This is a genomic window from Variibacter gotjawalensis, assembly GCF_002355335.1.
GTDB classification, from domain to species: Bacteria; Pseudomonadota; Alphaproteobacteria; order Rhizobiales; family Xanthobacteraceae; genus Variibacter; species Variibacter gotjawalensis.
On record NZ_AP014946.1, the window covers coordinates 3,281,305 to 3,297,785 of the forward strand.

The 16,481-nt window shown below is 63.0% G+C and carries 14 protein-coding genes and 1 tRNA gene; 10 read left to right on the plus strand and 5 right to left on the minus strand.

What is annotated here, in order from left to right; translation table 11 throughout:
- The first annotated feature begins 128 nt into the window (after positions 1–128).
- Positions 129–3,053 (plus strand): glycosyltransferase family 2 protein, encoded by a 2,925-nt coding sequence (locus GJW30_RS15955; RefSeq protein ID WP_096357055.1) that lies wholly within the window; start codon positions 129–131, stop codon positions 3,051–3,053.
- A gap of 187 nt (positions 3,054–3,240) precedes the next feature.
- On the opposite strand, the gene GJW30_RS15960 is transcribed toward GJW30_RS15955, so the two are convergent.
- Positions 3,241–4,407, minus strand: coding sequence for a M20 aminoacylase family protein (locus GJW30_RS15960; protein WP_096357057.1), 1,167 nt, complete (start codon positions 4,405–4,407; stop codon positions 3,241–3,243).
- Positions 4,408–4,615: 208 nt separating this feature from the next.
- Between GJW30_RS15960 and GJW30_RS15965 the strand changes: the two genes are divergently transcribed.
- The 9 genes from GJW30_RS15965 (at position 4,616) to GJW30_RS16005 (ending at position 12,438) form a co-directional block, all read left to right on the plus strand.
- The gene (locus GJW30_RS15965) at positions 4,616–6,211 is read left to right on the plus strand and encodes an ABC transporter substrate-binding protein (RefSeq protein ID WP_096357059.1); all 1,596 of its coding nucleotides are present in this window, start codon (positions 4,616–4,618) and stop codon (positions 6,209–6,211) included.
- A gap of 19 nt (positions 6,212–6,230) precedes the next feature.
- Positions 6,231–7,208, plus strand: coding sequence for an ABC transporter permease (locus GJW30_RS15970; RefSeq protein WP_096357061.1), 978 nt, complete (start codon positions 6,231–6,233; stop codon positions 7,206–7,208).
- A complete protein-coding gene (locus GJW30_RS15975) occupies positions 7,205–8,146 on the plus strand; it encodes an ABC transporter permease (RefSeq protein ID WP_096357063.1) in 942 nt (313 codons plus the stop codon). Before GJW30_RS15970 ends, GJW30_RS15975 begins: the two co-directional genes overlap by 4 nt.
- The gene (locus tag GJW30_RS15980; RefSeq protein WP_096357065.1) at positions 8,143–9,123 is read left to right on the plus strand and encodes an ABC transporter ATP-binding protein; all 981 of its coding nucleotides are present in this window, start codon (positions 8,143–8,145) and stop codon (positions 9,121–9,123) included. Before GJW30_RS15975 ends, GJW30_RS15980 begins: the two co-directional genes overlap by 4 nt.
- Positions 9,120–10,163 (plus strand): ABC transporter ATP-binding protein, encoded by a 1,044-nt coding sequence (locus GJW30_RS15985; RefSeq protein WP_096357067.1) that lies wholly within the window; start codon positions 9,120–9,122, stop codon positions 10,161–10,163. The genes GJW30_RS15980 and GJW30_RS15985 overlap by 4 nt, the downstream gene beginning before the upstream one ends.
- Before the next feature lie 142 nt (positions 10,164–10,305).
- Positions 10,306–10,381: transfer RNA gene (locus GJW30_RS15990), tRNA-Lys, on the plus strand.
- A gap of 447 nt (positions 10,382–10,828) precedes the next feature.
- Complete coding sequence (locus tag GJW30_RS15995) at positions 10,829–11,134, plus strand: DUF3892 domain-containing protein (RefSeq protein WP_096357069.1); 306 nt, start codon at positions 10,829–10,831, stop codon at positions 11,132–11,134.
- Between the two features lie 64 nt (positions 11,135–11,198).
- The gene (locus GJW30_RS16000; protein WP_096357072.1) at positions 11,199–11,963 is read left to right on the plus strand and encodes a hypothetical protein; all 765 of its coding nucleotides are present in this window, start codon (positions 11,199–11,201) and stop codon (positions 11,961–11,963) included.
- Between the two features lie 271 nt (positions 11,964–12,234).
- Positions 12,235–12,438: a cold-shock protein gene (locus GJW30_RS16005; RefSeq protein WP_096357075.1), complete on the plus strand. Its 204-nt coding sequence runs from the start codon at positions 12,235–12,237 to the stop codon at positions 12,436–12,438.
- Positions 12,439–12,565: 127 nt separating this feature from the next.
- Here GJW30_RS16005 and GJW30_RS16010 read toward each other — a convergent pair whose 3' ends face one another.
- The 4 genes from GJW30_RS16010 to queA all read right to left on the minus strand — a co-directional run bounded on the left by GJW30_RS16010 (position 12,566) and on the right by queA (position 16,465).
- A complete protein-coding gene (locus GJW30_RS16010; protein WP_157746766.1) occupies positions 12,566–13,813 on the minus strand; it encodes a TMEM43 family protein in 1,248 nt (415 codons plus the stop codon).
- Positions 13,814–13,950: 137 nt separating this feature from the next.
- Positions 13,951–14,184 (minus strand): hypothetical protein, encoded by a 234-nt coding sequence (locus tag GJW30_RS16015; protein WP_096357079.1) that lies wholly within the window; start codon positions 14,182–14,184, stop codon positions 13,951–13,953.
- Between the two features lie 83 nt (positions 14,185–14,267).
- Entirely contained in the window at positions 14,268–15,407 is a 1,140-nt protein-coding gene (gene tgt / locus GJW30_RS16020) for a tRNA guanosine(34) transglycosylase Tgt (protein ID WP_245408534.1), read from the minus strand.
- The gene (gene queA / locus GJW30_RS16025; RefSeq protein WP_096357083.1) at positions 15,389–16,465 is read right to left on the minus strand and encodes a tRNA preQ1(34) S-adenosylmethionine ribosyltransferase-isomerase QueA; all 1,077 of its coding nucleotides are present in this window, start codon (positions 16,463–16,465) and stop codon (positions 15,389–15,391) included. Before queA ends, tgt begins: the two co-directional genes overlap by 19 nt.
- Positions 16,466–16,481: the final 16 nt, after the last annotated feature.

The following is a 16,481-nucleotide window of genomic DNA, read 5'->3' on the forward strand; positions in this document are numbered from 1 at the left end:
TTGCCACGGCCCCGGCTATAGTGCGGTGCACACTCGAAGACCGGGATCGAGGGTTAAGCGTCTAACATTCGGTCGGACCCAGGGGACGGGTTCGGATCCCGACCTTTAAGCCCCGTATGGGTTGCGTCATGCGCGTCGCCATTGCTGTCGTCGCGGCAGCAGTTTGCGTTCACGGTGCTCTCTGGGCGTTGAGCCGGGAGCAGACCACGGCTCCGAACGTCAACGGCCAGTTGGCGAGTGTTTCTTACAACTCAAATCACGGCCCGAAGCATCCGGATAAGGCACCCGTTCCGACGACGGAGCAGATCCGCACCGATCTCAAAACGTTCGCGCCTTACACCAAGGCGATCCGTACGTATTCGTCGACGCGCGGCGGCGAAAAGGTCGCGCCGGTCGCAAACGAGTTTGGTCTGCGTGTCACGCAAGGCATCTGGCTTGACGACGATCCGCTCCGCAACGAGCGCGAAATCAAAGCCGCGCGCGGCCTCGTCCGTGCCAATCGCAATATCAACAGCCTCGTGGTCGGCAACGAGTCGGTCTACCGCGGCGAAACGATTTTCGTCGGCCTCAACGCCGCCGAGCGCGCGAAGCTCGGCCTCAAGCCCGTCGAACAACTCTCTGACGACGAGCGGGAAAAAGAGTCACTCATCCTGACGCCGGCGCAGAAGGACCTTCTGCTGACCGACGACGAGCGCGGCCGCATTGCCGGCGCCCAGGAGAAGGACAAAGCGGCGCAGAACGGCGTCACCCAATTCCTCAACGGCAAGGGCCCGGAAGAAATCCGTGTCCGCGAAGCCATCAACGTCGAACGCCTCATCCGGGTGATTCAACGTGTGAAGCGCGACCTGCAAATCCCTGTCACCACGGGTGAAATCTTCAGCGTCTGGAACGCCCACCCGAACCTGGTGACCGCGGTCGACTATATCGCGACCCACATTCTGCCGTACTGGAACGGCGTCGAAGAGGCGAATGTCGTCTCCGCGACGATCGGCGAATTCAACGGCCTGCGGAATCAATACCCGGGCAAGCGCGTGGTCATCGCCGAATTTGGCTGGCCGAGCGCCGGATACAACTTCAAGGACGCAACACCTGGCCGCCAGCAGCAGGCCGAGATCCTGCGCAGCTTCGTCGCCCGCGCCGAGCAGATGGGCATCGACTACAACATCGTCGAAGCCATCGATCAGCAGTGGAAGGTCACGGAAGGTAGCGTCGGTCCGTACTGGGGCATGTTCGACGGCAACCTGAAGGCCAAGTTCGCCTGGAGCGGCCCGATCCTCGATCCGGAACACTGGCGTCTCGCCGGCATCGCCATCCTGGTTGGCGTACTGCTCTCGCTGCCGATCCTCGCGATGGCGAGCGTCACCGTTGGCCAAGCCGCCCTGCTCTCGCTTGCCGCCCACGCGGTCGGCGGCTGGGTCGCGACCGTCTTCGCCTACTGGAACGGCCACTACTTCGTGCCCGGCGCCGTCTTCGCGCTGGTCACCGGCATGATCCTGATGATCCCGCTCGTCCTCATCGCGATGGCGCGCATCGAGGAAATCGCCGCAGTTGCCTTCGGCCGCAAGGGACGCCGCACGGTCGGCGGCCCGGCGCTCGCCAACGCGAACCCGAACTACACGCCGAAGGTGTCGATCCACATCCCGGCGTACCGCGAACAGCCCGAGATGCTGAAGCAGACGCTGGATTCGCTGGCCGCGATGACCTACCCGAATTGGGAAGCCGTGGTCATCATCAACAACACGCCGGACCCGGCTTTCGTGACGCCGATCGAAGAGCACTGCAAGCTGCTCGGCGACCGCTTCAAGTTCATCAACGCCGAGAAGGTCGAGGGCTTCAAGGCCGGCGCCTTGCGCATCGCGCTCGCCGCAACCGCACCGGATGCCGAGATCATCGGCGTCATCGACGCCGACTATGCGGTCACGCCCGATTGGCTCACCGACCTCGCCCCGACCTTTGCCGACGCCCGCGTCGGCATCGTCCAGGCCCCGCAAGATCACCGCGACGGCAATCGCTCGCTCATGCATCACGCGATGGGCGGCGAGTATTCGGGCTTCTTCGACATCGGCATGGTCGAGCGTAACGAAGTCAACGCGATCGTCATTCACGGCACCATGTGCTTGATCCGCCGCTCGGCGCTCGATGCCGCCGGCTCGTGGCCGGACGACACGATCTGCGAGGACACCGATCTCGGCCTCACCATCCTCGAGCAAGGCTGGATCGCGCACTACACCAACAAGCGCTACGGCTACGGCTTGCTGCCCGACACGTTCGAGGCGTTCAAGAAGCAGCGTCACCGCTGGGCGTATGGCGGCCTTCACATCGTGCGCAAGCATTGGCGCCGGTTCCTGCCGGGCCGCAGCCAGCTGACGCGCGATCAGCGCCGCGAATACATCTTCGGCTGGATCAGCTGGATGGGTGCGGAAGCGCTCGGCGTACTCGTCGCGATCTTCAACCTCATCTGGGTGCCGATCGTTGCATTCGTCGGCATCGCAGTGCCCGACAAGGTGCTGACGCTGCCGATCGTTGCCGCCTTCACGGTCACGATGCTGCACTTCATTATGCTCTATCGCCTCCGCGTCGACATTCCGAAGCGCCAAGCCATCGCCTCGGCCTTCGCCGCGATGTCACTGCAGTTCACCGTTGCGAAGGCGATGTTCGACGGCATCGTGAAGGACGGCCTGCCCTTCAACGTCACCGCCAAGGGCGGCGCGAAGAAGAAGGCCGCGAAGTTCCAGGCCTTCTGGGAGTCCATCATCGGCGGCTTGTTGATCGCCGGCTCGATCACGCTGATCGTCACGAACTATCAGCAGATCACCGAGATCTACATCTTCGCCTTCGTGCTCGTCGTGCAGAGCTTGCCGTTCCTCTCGGCAGTCGCGATGGCGCTGCTTGAGAACTCGAAGTTCAACGAGTTCGCCTATTGGACGAACCTGCGCGCCCGCATGGCCGCACGCCTGGCGCCGATCTCGGCTCGCCTGCCGCGCCTCGGCAACCGCACGCAGGTCCCCGCGCCCTTGCCGGTCAGTGCGAAGCAGCCCGAAACGGTTCAGTAAAGCGCGACGTCACCCCAAAAAAACGCCGCGCTCACAGCGCGGCGTTTTTGTTTGGAGATCCGATTTCTTCGTAGCCCGGATGAGCGATGCGGCGCGAAGCGCCAGAGCGATATCCGGGACAGAGCCAGCTGCAAATTCACCCCGGATATCGCGAACGCTTCGCGTCGCTCATCCGGGCTACTGCTCGTTACGCCGGCAACGCCTTCTCGACCAACCGCACCCAATACGACGAACCGAACGGGATCGCCTGATCGTTGAAGTCGTAAGCCGGGTGATGCAGGCCGGCGCTGTCGCCGTTGCCGATGAAGATGTAGGCGCCCGGCCGCTCGTTGAGCATGAACGAGAAATCTTCCGCGCCCATCGTCGCATTCACGTTGTCGTTCACGTTGGCATCACCCGCGATGTCTTTCGCGACGCCCGCCGCGAAAGCCGCCCGCTCCGGATTATTCACAGTCACGGGATAGTCGCGGCGATAGGTCAGCTTGGCGCTGCCGCCGTACATCTTCGCGGTATTTTCGACGATCAGCGTCAAACGATCTTCGACGAGATCGCGGATCTCCGGCGACAGCGTGCGCGCCGTGCCGCGCAGCTGCGCCGTCTGCGGAATGATGTTGTCCGCCGTACCGGCATGGAACTGCGTGATCGACACCACCGCCGAGCCAAGCGGGTCCGCGTTGCGCGAGACGATCGACTGGATCTGGTTGACGATCTGCGAACCGATCAGCAGCGCGTCGATGCCCTCGTGCGGTTTCGCCGCATGCGCGCCGCGTCCCTCGATATCGATGACGATGCGATCCGCAGCCGCCATCACGGGGCCCGGCTTGATCGCAAAACTGCCGACCGGAAAGCCCGGCCAGTTATGCATGCCGTAGACCTCCTGGATGCCGAAGCGCTCCATCAGGCCATCCTTCACCATCTCGCGCCCGCCGCCGCCGCCCTCTTCGGCCGGCTGGAAAATCACGATTGCGGTGCCGTCGAAGTTGCGCGTTTCGGCGAGATACTTCGCGGCGCCGAGGAGCATCGTTGTGTGCCCGTCGTGCCCGCACGCATGCATTTTTCCGTCGGTCTTCGACGCATACGGCAGCTTGGTGATTTCCTGCAGCGGCAGCGCGTCCATGTCGGCGCGCAGGCCGATCACCTTGTTCGAGGAGCCCTTGCGACCCTTGATGACGCCGACGACACCCGTGCGGCCGATACCACCGACGACCTCATCGCAGCCGAACGCCTTGAGCTGCTCGGTCACCGCCGCCGACGTCCGGTGCGTGTCGAATAGGATTTCAGGATGTTGATGCAGGTCGCGCCGAAACGCGGTGAGTTCATCCTGGAAATCGGAAATACGATTGAGAATAGGCATTTATCGCTCCAAACGTTGCGCCGCACAGCGGAACCATTTTCGTTACGTTAGCGACATGCATCCATGCAGTCCACGCCTCTAACTGCATGACATATCAACGACGCTCGACTGGACCACCCGCATGACTTGTGACTAAGCTTGTCACAACCAGCCGCCTGAGGGGACCACCATTGTGGTTTGGCGGCACATCAGAACTGGGAGACGTTCGATGAAATTGCGACTCGCACTGTTCGCGATGGCGACCGCATTGCTGCCCGCACTGTCGCTCGCGACCGCGCCCGCAAATGCCGTGACCTTTCGCTACGCCTTCCAAGGCGACCTGAACTCGCTCGATCCCTACACCCTCAACGAAACTTTCGCGCTCGGCGCCATCGGCAACGTGATGGAAGGCCTGACCAAGCGCGACAAGGATCTCAAGATCATTCCGGGTCTCGCCGAAAGATGGGAAATCCTCGAACCGACCAAGTGGCGGTTCTATCTCCGCAAGAACGTGAAGTTCCACGATGGATCGCCGTTCACGGCCGACGACGTCGTGTTCTCGGCGACCCGCGCCCGCGCCGACGGCTCGCAGGTGAAGACACGGCTTCCGGCCGACGCGAAGGTCGTCAAAGTCGACGATCACACGGTCGATTTCATCCTGGCCCAGCCGAACCCGATCCTGCACTATGAGTGGGACACTTGGTATATCTTCTCCAAGCCCTGGGCCGAGAAGGTCGGCGCGACGCAGCCGCAATCCGCAAGCTCCTCGTCGCTCAACGCATGGGCGTTGACGGCGAACGGCACCGGCCCCTTTAAACTTGAGAGCCATCAGCCGGGCGTCCGCACGGTCTACAAAACCAACACCGACTGGTGGGGCAAGAAAGAGCATAACCTCGACGAAGTGATCTTCACCACTATCAAGTCCGACGCAACGCGCGTCGCTGCTCTCCTCTCCGGCGAGATTGACATGATGGAGCCGGTGCCGGTGCAGGACGTCGATCGCGTCAAGAGCAGCCCGAACACGACAGTCGCGACCGGCCCGGAGCTGCGCACGATCTTCCTCAACATGGACTCGTTCCGCGACGAACTCCTCTACTCGAACGTCAAGGGCAAGAACCCCTTCAAGGATGCGCGCGTTCGCAAGGCTTTCTATCAAGCCATCGATATCGAGGCGATCAAGTCCAAGGTGATGCGCGGCATGTCGACGCCGTCGGCGCTGTTGATCTCGCCGCTGCTCTTCTCGCGCTCCGGCGAGTTCAAGCGCCACCCCTACGACCCGAATGCCGCGAAGAAGCTGCTCACCGAAGCCGGCTATCCGAACGGTTTCGAACTGACGATGGATTGCCCGAACGATCGTTACGTCAATGACGAAGCGATCTGCCAGGCCGTCACCGTTATGCTTGCGCGCATCGGCGTGAAGGCGACGCTCAACGCAATGCCGAAGGCGAAATTCTTCGAGAAGGCCGGCCCGACCGCGAAGTATGACTCCTCCTTCAACATGCTCGGTTGGACGCCCGGCTCGTTCGACTCGTGGAACATTCTCGGCAATATCTCGGGCTGCCGCGATGCGAACGGCAAGCCGGCGCAGTTCAATTACGGCGGCTATTGCAACAAGGAAGCCGATGCGCTTGCCGAGAAAATCCTCGTCGAAACCGACACGAAGAAACGCGACGAGATGATCTACCAAGCCTTCAAGATCGTCCACGAGGAAGCCGGCGTTCTGCCGCTGCATCAGCAGGCGCTGGCCTGGGGCGTGTCCAAGAAGGTCAACATCGCGCAGCGCCCGGACAACCAAATCCTCTTCTACTGGGTGAATAAGAACTGACCGGAAAGGCACAGCGCAAATGCTGGCCTTCGTCATACGGCGCATCGTTGAGGCGGTCTTCGTCCTCCTCACGGTGGCGGCGCTGGCCTTCGTCTTGTTCCGCTTCGTCGGCGATCCGGTCAACCAGATCGCCGGCCAGGACACGAGCCTCGAAGATCGCATGAAGCTGCGCACGCAGCTCGGCCTCGACGATCCGATCTACGTCCAGTTCGCACGCTTCATCTGGAATGCGCTGCACTTCGATTTCGGCAGCTCCTACCAGTTCAAACAGCCGGTCCTCTCGCTGCTCGCCGAGCGCTTTCCCGCGACGATGGAGCTCGCCATTGTCGCCGCGCTCTTCGCCGTGATCGTCGGCATTCCGATGGGCGTCTTCACCGGCATCCGCCGCAACTCGCCGCTCTCCAGCCTCTTCCTCACGATCTCGCTGATCGGCATTTCGCTGCCGACATTCCTCATCGGCATTCTGCTGATTTACATCTTCTCGGTCTGGCTCGGCTGGCTGCCGTCCTTCGGTCGGGGCGATCTCGTCAAGATCGGCTTCTGGTCGACCGGCTTCCTCACCTTGAGCGGTTGGCGCGCGCTGATCCTTCCCTCGATCACGCTCGGTCTGTTCCAGATGACCCTGGTGACCCGCCTCGTCCGTTCCGAAATGCTGGAAGTCCTGCGCACCGACTACATCAAATTCGCACGCGCCCGCGGTCTCACCAGCCGCGCGATCAATTTTTCGCACGCGCTGCGTAATACGCTGGTGCCGGTCATCACCATCATCGGCCTGCAGCTCGGCGCACTGATCGCCTTCGCGATCATCACAGAGACGGTCTTTCAATGGCCCGGCATGGGCCTCCTCTTCATCGGTGCCGTGCAGAATGCCGATGTGCCGATCATGGCGGCCTATCTGCTGCTCGTGTCGTTCCTCTTCGTGGTCATCAACCTCATCGTCGACATGCTCTACGTCGCGATCGATCCGCGCATCCGCATCACGGGGCGCGCTGCATGAGTGATACGGCACAAAAAGAAAAACCACCCGGCTGGCTCGCCCGCGCGTGGGACAGCGATATCTTCTACAACTTCCGCCGCTCCAAGCTCGTGATGCTTGCCAGCCTCATCACGCTGATCCTCGTCGTTATCGCGATCTTCGCGCCGTGGGTCGCGCCGCATAACCCTTACGATCTCTCGCAGGTCAGCCTGCTCGATGCGCGCAACCCGCCCGCCTGGCTCGACGGCGGCGGAGCGAACAATCTGCTCGGCACCGACGACCAGGGCCGCGACCTCCTCTCCGCGATCATCTACGGCATGCGCGCCTCGATCTTCATCGGCTGCGCCTCCGTCGCCTTCGCGATCACACTCGGCGTCACCCTCGGCCTGATGGCCGGGTATTTCGGCGGCAAGGTCGACAGCATCATCATGCGCATCGCCGACGTACAGCTCACCTTCCCGGCGATTCTCACCGCTCTCCTGGTCGACGGCATCGCTCGCGCGCTGGTCGGCACCCACAAGAGTGGCGGTGGTGAGACGACGATCCTCATCTTCGCGATCGGACTGTCCTACTGGGTGCAATACGCTCGCACGGTGCGCTCCTCGACGCTCGTCGAGCGCAACAAGGAATACGTCCAGGCCGCGCGCATCATCGGCCTCTCGCCGCGCGCGATCATGTTCCGCCACGTCCTGCCGAATGTCGGTGGCCCCGTGCTGGTGCTCGCCACGATCAATCTCGCGCTCGCCATCATCACGGAGGCGACGCTGTCGTTCCTCGGTGTCGGCCTGCCACCGAACGAACCGTCGCTCGGCACACTCATCAGCATCGGCAACAAATATCTCTTCGCCGGCGAATGGTGGATCGTCACCTTCCCGGCGATCACTCTGGCCGCCCTCGTGCTCGCCGTGAATCTGCTCGGCGACTGGCTGCGCGACGCGCTCAACCCGAGGCTCCGATGAGCGAGCCGGTCCTCTCCGTCCGCAATCTCCGCGTTGAATTCCCGACGCGACGCGGCCCCCTGCGCGCGATCGACGACGCGTCCTTCGATATCGGTCCCGGCGAAATTCTCGGCGTCGTCGGTGAATCCGGCGCCGGCAAATCGGTGACCGGCTCGGCGATCATCGGCCTCCTCGACCCGCCGGGACGCATCGCGGGCGGCGAGGTCCGCCTCAAGGGCGAGCGTATCGACAACCTTCCGCTCGGCCGCATGCGCCGCATCCGCGGCCGCCGCATCGGCATGGTGTTTCAAGATCCGCTCACCAGCCTCGATCCGCTCTATCGCGTCGGCGATCAGCTGATCGAGACGATCCAGACGCATCTCTCCCTCAGCCATTCGAAAGCCCGCGCCCGCGCCATCGAACTCCTCACCGAAGTCGGCATCCCGGCGCCGGAAACGCGCATCGACGCTTACCCGCATCAATTCTCCGGCGGCATGCGCCAGCGCGTGGTGCTCGCCCTCGCGCTCTGCAGCAATCCGGAACTCGTCATCGCGGACGAGCCGACCACAGCGCTCGACGTTTCGGTGCAGGCGCAGATCATCACGCTGCTCAAGAAGCTCTGCAAACAGCACGGCGCCGCCGTCATGCTCATCACGCACGACATGGGCGTCATCGCCGAGACGGCCGACCGCGTCGCCGTGATGTATGCGGGCCGTATCGCCGAGATCGGCCCGGTGCGCGAAGTCGTCCGCTCACCCGCGCATCCCTACACGCAGGGCCTGATGGGCTCGATCCCGCGCCTCGACGCCGACGTGGAGCGCCTCACGCAAATCCCCGGCGCGATGCCGCGCCTCAATGCGATCCCGACCGGCTGCGCCTATCGCACGCGCTGCCCGCACGCCTTCGCGCGCTGCGTGACCGAACGTCCGCCGCTAATGCCGGCCGGCGCAACGCAAGCCGCCTGCTGGCTGCACGACAAATCCGAGGCCGCCGCATGAGCGACAAGCCTCTCGTCGAAGTCTCCGACCTCGGCCGCATCTACGACGTCTCGCAGCCTTGGCTCAACCGCGTCATCGAGCGCACGCCGCGCCGCCTGCTCGTTGCCGCCGCGGGCGTCACCTTCACGATCGGCCCGCGCGAGACCTTCGGCCTCGTCGGCGAATCCGGCTCGGGCAAATCGACCCTCGCCAAGATGGTGGTCGGCCTCGTGCCGCCGACCTCCGGCGAGGTGAAGATCGACGGCGTCTCGATGAGCCGCACGGCGGACGCGGCGCAGCGCGCAAAACTCCGCCGCCGCATCCAGATGATCTTCCAGGACCCCTACGCCAGCCTCAATCCGCGCTGGCGCGCCGAGGACATCATCGCGGAGCCGCTCGAAGCTTTCGGCATGCTCAAAGGCCGCGAGCACAAACGCGAGCGCGTCGCCGAGCTTCTGCGCCTCGTCAGCCTCGATCCGGCCGACGGCAAAAAGTACCCGCACGAATTCTCCGGCGGCCAGCGCCAGCGCATCGCAATCGCGCGCGCCCTCTCGTCCAATCCGGAATTCATCGTCTGCGACGAGCCGACCTCCGCGCTCGACGTCTCGGTGCAGGCGCAGATCCTCAACCTGATGCGCGATCTGCAATCGCAATTCGGGCTGACCTACCTCTTCATCAGCCACAACCTCGCGGTCGTCCGCCACATGGCGACCCGCATCGGCGTCATGTATCTCGGCCGCATCGTCGAGATCGCTCCGGCGCGCGACCTCTTCAAGGCGCCACGCCACCCCTATACGCGCATGCTGCTGGACGCGATTCCGGACATCCAGAATACCGGCAAGGCCCGCAAACAGATCGAGGGCGAAATCCCGAATCCGATCACGCCGCCGCCCGGGTGCACTTTCCACCCCCGCTGCCCGCACGTTTTCGACCGCTGCCGCAAGGAACGGCCCGCTTTGCTGCCCGCCGGAACCGCCCAAGGTGCCACTCAAGTCGCTTGCCATGCGGTCGAGGAAGGCCGGATCACGGTCGCCCCGCCGCTGGCGACGACAACCGTTTGAAACTGCGGCAAGCAACTTGACCCATCCGGGTCCATTCCCTACACACGCCCTCACCTGCGGCCGATCCGGCTCACGGTAAACCGGTCGGCTATGGGGGCTTTTAGGGCCCGCCAGGGCCGAAGGCCCAAAGGGCCATTGGTGGGAGCGCGTAGCTCAGCCGGTAGAGCACGTGACTTTTAATCATGGGGTCGAGGGTTCGAGTCCCTCCGCGCTCACCAACCAAGCGTCCGGCCTTCCCGAAGCAGGCCCACCCCAAACATCAAGTACGAAGCATAAACCGCTGTCGTATCGAGATTTTCATTCGCGAATCCGCAATCGAGCGCCGGATCCGGTCCACGTCACTGGGCCCAAGAATGTCAAACTCATCCCCAGAATTCACAAAGACAGTCGATATATAGCCCCAAATACGCAAAGTTTCGCATTTGTTCCGACTAAATATTGATTGGGCGAGCGAGTCGACGTACCGTATTAACGACTGCGAAACGAAGAAAGGCCGCCCCGGCCAGGGGGCAGCCTTCCCTTCAATTCAGTCCTCCACCGACCGCGAGGGTCGGAGGATTCGCGGAGTGCACCTACACCTTGCGGTGTTGGACCGCCGAACGTCAACCCTCGCATAACGCGGCCCACAAATCAGATTTGTGGCTGCCTACGCGCACGAGGTTAAAATGAACGTTCAAGTCCAAACCAAAACAATCCAAATAAGATGCATTCGCAAAAGCGACCGACAAAACCCGCACGAGCGGATCACGCACGTCGGCGGGATTGAAGATGGCGGGTGGTGCATCTCCCAAGAAGTTGCGATCGCACATATCGAATCTCGCGCCTGGCGCTTTTGGGTCTCGCGCGCCGGTTTTCCTTCGGTATGGGTCGTGGTCGCTGTAAGCCGCTCTGGAAATAAGTACTTGAAGACGGAAGGCGACGGAGAGTCGCTGAACAATTTGCTCAGCCTGCCTGAGTGTCCGCAAACGTAAGAAGCGCGGCAAAAGTAAGCGGCCGCACCTGCGGCCGCTTACTTTTAGGTACCTCAGAGAGGGCATGATGAGCGATACGCCGCAATCGATACTGAACGAAACTTTGCGCGACGCGCCAAGGTCATTCACGACCTACCTCGAGGCATCGGCTAAAGCCGCGCCATTGGCCACTTTGCTGACATTACTACTCACTCTCGCGTTTGAGAGCGGTTATTTCCTAGTGATCGACATTCAATTGATGCCGCTGATGGGCGTGACGGACTATCTGCGAAACGCTGCGCCGCTATTTTTATTTGCAATGGTGGTTTTGGCATTCTCGCCAATGCTCTTCGAACTCATCCGCCGTAGCAAGTTGGAAGCTGCCAACGAAGGCAACCAGTCGCCGCCACCCCGCTGGGTTTTCAACGAGCGTGGCGAATACACTTGGCGAGGTCGTGCACTAATTGCGCTCATCCCAATCGCGCTCGCCACTCTTATCGCATGGGCTATCTCGGCTGTGGCACTCCTTGTCATAGCAGTTCCAGTATTTATGGCTTTTAACGTCACCGACAAAAAGAGCTGGGGTCCATTCACGGCTACGCTGGTAGTCTCATTGGCACTCGGCGTTGCGTTTGCATTCGGCGCAGCCACAGCCATCAAGAACATGAAGGGTGGCTCTCCGATCGAAGTCACGAGCGCGGATGACAAAACCGGCAAACCCGAGACCGTGCTGCTCCTCAAGATTCTGGACAAAGGACTGCTCGTCGCCCGCATTCCGAATAGGGAAATAGAGTTTCGAAAATGGGAGTCGATAGGAAAAGTGCTCACCAGATCAACTTGGCCATTCTGAATGGCAGTAACATACTCGCCTTCGCCCACCACCCCTCGTTGTCATCCACTCCACCACCCCAACCCCACCGGGAACCCGTGTTTCCGCGGCGCGAAACTTTCGCCTTTGACGCGCACGGAAAATTGATTTACCTTATATATTGCGACTACGTTTTTGGTTTGCCTTGCTCGCTCCCGGTGTGGGTTGCGCCCTCAAGACCTCCAAAACTCGGATGTCCAAGGCCGCGCCTCGGCGCGGTGCATAAGCGAAGCAACACCAGGAGACTACAGAAGTGGCTACCGGCAAAGTGAAATGGTTCAACCCGACCAAAGGTTATGGGTTTATTCAGCCGTCGGACGGCAGCCGTGACGTGTTCGTGCACATTTCGGCAGTCGAGCGCGCTGGCCTCTCGTCGTTGAACGAAGGGCAGACGGTCGAATTCGAGCTCGTCGCAAACCGCGGCAAGCAGGCGGCCGAGAACCTCAAGGTCAAGTAAGGCCCCACCCGAGTTTGATGATTGCGGCGCTCCGCGCCCGATCGTTGCTGCTCGGAAGAAGTCGCACCGAAAACGAAAAAGGCACCGCCACCGCGGTGCCTTTTTTGTTGTGACGTGAAGCGCCCGATCAAGCCGCCGACGGCGCCGGCATCGCGGCGGGTGCCGACCGAGACGCTGCTCGGCGCGAGGCCAGCACCTTGATGCCGTACGCAACCCCTGCCCCGACGATCAGCACGATGATCGCGGTGAGCGGGCGATAGAAGAACCATGCGAACGCGATCACGATCGGCGCGACAATCGCGGTGAGCAGCAGCGCGACAAGGCCTGTGCCTGCGCCGATGATGCTGCCGATGAACGGCACCACATCGCCGAGAACCGCGAGCGGCCGCAGGATCAGCATGAAGCCGATCAGTAAGCCGAGCGTGCCGAGCGTGCGCACCAGCCAGGTGATCAGCGTGTTGAGCTGCTCGGCCGCCTTGAACATCTCGGCCGCCGATTTCTGCCCCGCGGTAGCCATCAGCAGGCGGTCGCCCGCCTTCGCCTGATAGCTCGTGAAGCCGCCGCCGCTCTGCTGGCCGACGACGCTGATGTCGGACGGACGCGCGATCGTGTAGGTGACGCGCATGTCGCCGACGCGCGGGTTCGACGGGTCGGCACCGAGATAGATGCGCTCCGCCGTCACGCTGCCGAGTTCTTTCAGCCGCGCGCGCACGTCGGTGACGAGCTGGCCGTCGAGCACGAGCGCATCGCTCGCGCTGATCTGGCGCAGCACCTGATCGCCCGCCTTGAAGGCGCCGACCGTCGCGTCGGTCGCGACGATGTCGCGCTCCTTGTGGCGCATCTCGGGATTGCGATGGCCGTCCGCCTGCCGGAAGCGGCTGGAATCGACCGGCCGATTGTCCCAGTCGCGCTTGTAGCTGTAGGTCGTCACGGTTTCTTCGGAGCCGCCGAGATTTTTCCGCTTCTCCTCGCGCTTCTCTTCCTTCCACTGATACATCTCGACGTGGCGGATGAGGCGCAGCCCCATGACGGAGACGCCGAATTCGGGGTCGGCGAGCGGCGCGGTGGTCTTTACCGGGCCCGTCACGTGGATGAGTTTGCCGTCGTTCGACGGGTCGACGCGGTTCGACTCGACCGAGACGACGGCGCTGCCGCCTTCCGCCAGCGAGCGCGCGGTCTGCACGGCGCGGCCTTCGTTCCAGAACAGCCCGCCGATGCCGAGCGCGAGCAGAACGAAACCGATCCCGATTCCGACGATGGCTTCCTTGATGCGCTCGAACCACGATTTCGTGGTCGTCTCCGTAAAACTGTCGCCCGAATTTTCCGAGTAACTGTTGCTGATGTCGCTGAAAGTTTCGTCGCGCGCATCGGACATTCTTATATTTCCCCTCATTCGCGTCTTATCGAGACTCGCCACGCGGAATCGCATCGCAGCGGCGATTGCGGCCAAAAAGCATCCGGTTGTTTCAGGTCAATGTCGTCGCATGTTGCAGCGACGAAACATTATGGGTGTTAGGGACGATTGCACGTCCGCAGGAATCGCGAGCGCTTGAAGAAGCGCAGCTTCTGCGCATCGGCCTCGCGGCGGCACTCGATGCGTTTCGCGCGGCGCGCGGCTCGCGCGGCGGCGCGATCCTCGCGCGCGGCAGCAACAGCGTCGCCCGCAATATTGGGCACAAAGCCGGAGCCGAATGTCAGCCCGATGCCGAGCGCCGTAGCCGCGATAGCCAAACCGACGGGTTTCATTCTTCTTCTCCCTCTTGAAGGAGCCTCGCCGTACTGTTCCCGGCCGTCAATATTGTCGCGCGGCGCGGCGAATTTGCGGCGAACTATCTTGTGGGAAGATCGCCGGCCGCCCAGCCCGCCGCAACACCATCTGCGAAACTCGCAAATGCTTTAGCCGCGATTGCGGCGCGCGCGCCCGCCATCAGCTCTTGGTAATACGCGATGTTGATCGTGGTGAGCAGGATCGCGCCGAGCATCTCGTTGGTTTTGGTCAGGTGGTGCAGATAGGCGCGGCTGTACGTGCGCGCCGCAGCGCACGGACTTTCCTCGTCGAACGGACGCGGGTCGTCCGCATGCCGCGCATTCTTCAGGTTGATCGGACCGAAGCGCGAGAAGGCCAAGCCGTGCCGGCCGTTCCGCGTCGGCATCACGCAGTCGAACATATCGATGCCGCGCGCAACAGCTTTCAGGAGATCGTCCGGCGTGCCGACGCCCATCAGGTAGCGCGGCTTGTCGGCCGGCAGCAGCGGTGCCACCACCTCGAGCATGCGCAGCATCACCTCTTGCGGCTCGCCGACCGCAAGGCCGCCGATCGCGTAGCCCGGGAAATCCATCGCGTTGAGTTCGCGCGCACTCTCCTCGCGCAGCGCCACATCGTCGCCGCCCTGCACGATCGCGAACAGCGAACGCCCATCGCGGACCGGCGCGAACGCGCGCTGGCAGCGCTCCGCCCAGCGGAGCGAGAGCCGCATCGCCTTCTCGACTTCGGCGCGCTCGGCCGGCAGCCGCACGCATTCGTCGAGCTGCATGACGATGTCGGAGCCGAGGAGTGTTTGGATTTCGATTGCGCGCTCGGGTGTCAGCACATGCGTCGAGCCGTCGATGTGCGAGCGGAACGTCACGGCATTCTCGTCGATCTTGCGCATCGCCGAGAGGCTCATGACCTGGAAGCCGCCCGAGTCCGTGAGGATCACGTGCGGCCAGTTCATGAACTTATGCAGCCCGCCGAGCGCCGCGACACGCTCCGCGCCGGGCCGCAGCATCAGGTGATACGTGTTCCCGAGTACGACGTCCGCACCGGTTTCGCGCACGGCCTCCGGGTGCATGCCCTTTACGGTCGCCTGCGTGCCCACCGGCATGAAGGCCGGCGTGCGGATGATGCCGTGCGGCGTCGCGACCTCGCCGGTCCGCGCCGCGCCGTCGGTTGCGTTGAGTTTGTAGATCTTCATCGGTGCAGCAGACATGCGTCACCGTACGAATAAAAGCGATAGCCGTCTTTGATCGCATGCGCGTAGGCGCGCTGCATCACGTCGAGCCCCGAGAAAGCCGCGACCAGCATGAACAGCGTCGAACGCGGGAGGTGGAAGTTGGTCAGCATCAGATCGGCAACACGGAAGCGATAGCCCGGCGTAATGAAGATCGCGGTGTCGCCAGCGAACGGCGCCAGCGTCCCGTCTTCGCTCGCCGCGCTTTCGAGCAGGCGCAACGCCGTCGAACCGACGGCCAGCACCCGCCCGCCCCTTGCCTTCACGGCATTCAGCGCCTCCGCGACTTCGGCACTCACGGTGCCGAACTCCGCATGCATCGCGTGGTCTTCGATATCGTCCGCCTTCACGGGCAGGAATGTCCCGGCCCCGACATGCAGCGTCACGAAATGCACCGACACACCGGCATCGCGCAAACGCTCGACCAGCGCAGGTGTGAAATGCAGCGCTGCTGTCGGCGCCGCGACGGAGCCTTCCTCGCGCGCGAACATGGTCTGGTAGTCGTCGCGGTCGCGCTCGTCCGCCGGACGCTTCGACGCGATGTATGGCGGCAGCGGCATCGCGCCGCGCTCGGCGATCGCCTGATCCAGCACCGCGCCGTGAAATTGAAACGCGAAGGTCACTTCGCCGTTGTCGCCTTTCGCCTCCACGGTCGCATCGAGAGACCCAAGAAAGCAGACGCGACCTTCGTCGCCGAAACGCACGACATCGCCCGGCGAAAGCCGCTTCGCGTTTTTGACGAAGGCGCGCCAGCGCGCGCCATCGACGCGCTTATGCAAGGTAGCGGAGATTCTCGCCCCCGGCCCTTCGGGCACGAGGCGGTGGCCGAACAGCTGCGCCGGGATGACGCGCGTGTTGTTGAAGACTATGGCGTCGCCGGCCCGCAGGAGGCTCGGCAAATCGCCGACGCTTCGGTCCGCCAACTCCGTCGATGCGCCGGGCGTGACCTCGAGCAGCCGCGCACTATCGCGCGGGGACGCCGGCCGGAGCGCGATACGCTCCGGCGGCAGGTCGAAGTCGAAGAGATCGGTGCGCATAAGACGCAGCCCACAC